This is a genomic window from Vicinamibacterales bacterium (genome assembly GCA_035699745.1).
Taxonomy (GTDB): domain Bacteria; phylum Acidobacteriota; class Vicinamibacteria; order Vicinamibacterales; family 2-12-FULL-66-21; genus JAICSD01.
This window is the reverse complement of the sequence record DASSPH010000087.1, coordinates 1-2,805: the sequence shown is the minus strand read 5'-3', so window position 1 is coordinate 2,805 and position 2,805 is coordinate 1. Positions and strand designations below refer to the sequence as shown.

Annotated in this window: 3 protein-coding genes; all 3 read right to left on the bottom strand. The window is 68.2% G+C overall.

Going from position 1 to position 2,805, the window contains the following annotated elements; genetic code table 11:
* Window positions 1-531: LpxD N-terminal domain-containing protein (locus VFK57_21100; GenBank protein ID HET7698226.1), on the bottom strand; the 531-nt coding region annotated here is incomplete at its 3' end.
* The gene (locus VFK57_21095) at window positions 531-1,136 is read right to left on the bottom strand and encodes an OmpH family outer membrane protein (protein ID HET7698225.1); all 606 of its coding nucleotides are present in this window, start codon (window positions 1,134-1,136) and stop codon (window positions 531-533) included. The genes VFK57_21095 and VFK57_21100, both read right to left, overlap by 1 nt.
* A 16-nt stretch (window positions 1,137-1,152) precedes the next feature.
* Window positions 1,153-2,805 (bottom strand): BamA/TamA family outer membrane protein (locus VFK57_21090; protein HET7698224.1); only part of this gene is annotated, 1,653 nt, incomplete at its 5' end.

The window sequence follows — 2,805 nt, the reverse complement described above, 5'->3', positions numbered from 1 at the left end:
GGCGTACAGCGCCGAATCCCTGCCGATCCGCGCCCCGTCGCCAACCACGGCGTGGGGGCCGATCCACACACCGTCGCCGACGGTCGCGCCCGCGCCGATCACCACGTACTCCTCGATGGCTACGCCGGCTCCGATGCGGGCGCCCCGGCCGATCCTCGCCGTCGGATGCACTCCCGGGACCCGATGCGGCGCGACGTACAGCCGCGGCAGCAGCTTCAGCACCGCGTCGTGCGGCTTGTCCACCACGATGGTGGCGCGCGCCCCCGTCGCCGTATCCGCCAGCTCCCGGCTCACCAGGAGGATGCCCGCGCGAGTGCGCTCGGCGGCCCCTACGTAACGCGGCGCGGCCAGGAAGCTGACGTCGCTCGCGGCCGCGCGGTCCAGCGGCGCGACGCCGGTTACAGCGGCGCCTGGATCGCCGCGGAGCTCGCCGCCTACGAGCTCTGAAACAGCTTCAGCGGTGATAGTGCGAACACCATCACCGCTGACTGAAGAATCACTGCCGGTGGAAGATGGCGCCGAGCGCGCCATTACTGTCTCGGTCGAGTCACTCCGGCCGGCTGCGGCGTGGTCGCGGGTGCCGTCGCGGGCGCGGCTGCGGGTGGCGGGCCAAGCGCCGTGAGACGCGCGATCACGCGGTCCGTCAGGTTGAGCGTGGTGTCGGCGGCGACGATCGTCTGCCCCGCGGACGACACGTCGAAGATGAACGCGTAGCCGTCGGCTCGGCGGATCTCGTCCAGCACGCGGTTGAGCTGGTCCATGATCGGGCGGACGAGCTCGGCCTGCCGCTGCTGCATCTGCTGATTGAGCTGGGCCGCGCGCTGCTGGAACGACGTCTCGAGTGCTTCGAGCGCCTGTCCCCGCTGCTGGCGAACCGCCGGCGTCAGCGACGCCTGCTCGCGCTGGAACGCTTCGCCCATTACGCGGAGCGAGTCATCCATCCGCTGGATCTGCTGCCGGAAGCTTCCGACCTCGCTCTCGAACTGGCGCTCGGCGGCCTCGCGGCCGGGGGCGGCAGCGAGAATCTGCTGCGCGTTGATGTAGCCCAGCTTGACCGGTGCCTGTGCATACGCCGGTGTCGAGCCCGCTGCAACGAGCAGCACGGCGATCGCGGCGACGCGGGAAATCATCTTCATCAAGACTCCAAAAGGTTTAGAAAAGTTGACCGAGCTTGAAATGCAGCTTCCAGCCCGGCGTCGGGCGGCCGAGCAGGTCCGTCTTGTCGAGTCCATACCCCAGGTCGATGCCCAGAGGTCCGAGCGGGCTGAGCGTCGCGGCGCCGAAGCCCACGCTCCGGAACAGGCGCGTGGGATTGAACTCCCGCGGGCTGTCCCACACGTTGCCGCCTTCCGCGAACGCGTGCACGTACAGCGCCGACGACAGCCTCAATCCCAGCTCGGCCGTGGCAGTAAAGTACGCGTTTCCGAACGATCCGCGACGGGCTGAGCTCGTTTCGGAGGTCGGGTCGTACCCGCCTGGCGTGATGGAAAACTCGTCGTAGCCGCGCAGCTGCTCGCCGTACTGCGTGCCGCCGAGCGCGAACGACTGGGAGTAGAAGAACGGTCCGGGGTTGCCGAACAGCGCTCCCCCCCGCGCGCTCAGCGCCGTGACGAGCTGCATCGGCTGGCCGCCGAAGATCTGGTTGCCGAAGGCCGCCAGTGGCGCGTACGACCTCAGCTCGGCCGTATACCGCTGGAAGTTCGAGGTGCCGCCGAGCGGACCGCCATTGAATTGCGCCGCGATCGTCTGCAGCCCCCCGTCCACCGGGAACGGAAGGCCGATCCGCGTGTCGTGCGTGCCGGTCACCCCCAGCGTCGAGCGGAAGCAGCTCCTGCAGTCGCGCGCGAGCTGGCCGAGCAGCGTCGAGTTCTCCTCCGAGTACCGGACCGACTCGCCGCCGTACGACACGAAGAAGCGGGTGTAGTACGACCACGGGACCGGGAAGCCGAACTGCAGCTGGCCGCCGGTGCGCGTGCTCTGCCCGAGGTCGGCGATCCGGAAGCGCGAGCGCGTGTGGTAGGCGCTGACGCTGCCGGAGATCCGCGTCTGCCTGATGTTCGGATCGGTGTACGTGCCGTTGAAGTCGTTGATGTAGCGGCCGAACTGCCACTGCACTTCCACCTGCTTGCAGCGGCCGAACAGGTTCGGCTGGTTCATCCCGACGAAGCCGCCGAGGCCCGTGCCCTGCCCCATCGAGGCGCCGAAGTTCAGGTTGCCGGTGCGCTTCTCCTTCACGTTGAACACGATGTCCACGTCGCCGGCGTCGCCGGCGGGCCTGGTCTCCGGCGCCGGCATCGGCGACTCGAAGAAATTCATGTTCGAGATGTTCTGGTAGCTGCGGATGAGCGCCTGCCGGTTGAACACCTGCCCCGGGATCAGCACGAGCTGCTCGCGGATGCAGGTCTCCCAGGTGTAGTCGTTCCCGGCGATGTCGATGCGGTTAATGATCGCGGGCGACCGCTCCTCGATCTCCCAGCGGAGGTTCACGGTCCGCACCGAGTCCCCGCCGGGCACGCGCTCGACCACCGGATTAACCCGGGCGTAGATGTATCCCTCGTTGCTGTACGCCTCCATCAGCTTCTGCTCGGCTTCCTTCCATTTGCTCTCGTCGAACGTGTTGGCCGGATTCCGGTAGCCACGCCGGATCAGGTTCGTCGCGCGTCCGGCGAGCGTCCTCTGCTGCTCGCCAAACGGGTAGTGCTCCCGCACCGCCTCCGTCGGGAAGCGCCGGTTGCCGATGACTTCGAACGAGCCGATCCGGTAGCGCGGTCCCTCGCGCACGGTGATCTCGATCAGCGCCTTGCC

Coding starts and splice junctions, on each gene's coding strand:
- VFK57_21095 (HET7698225.1), bottom strand. CDS start 1,136: ATGAAGATGATTTCCCGCGTCGCCGCGATCGCCGTGCTGCTCGTTGCA.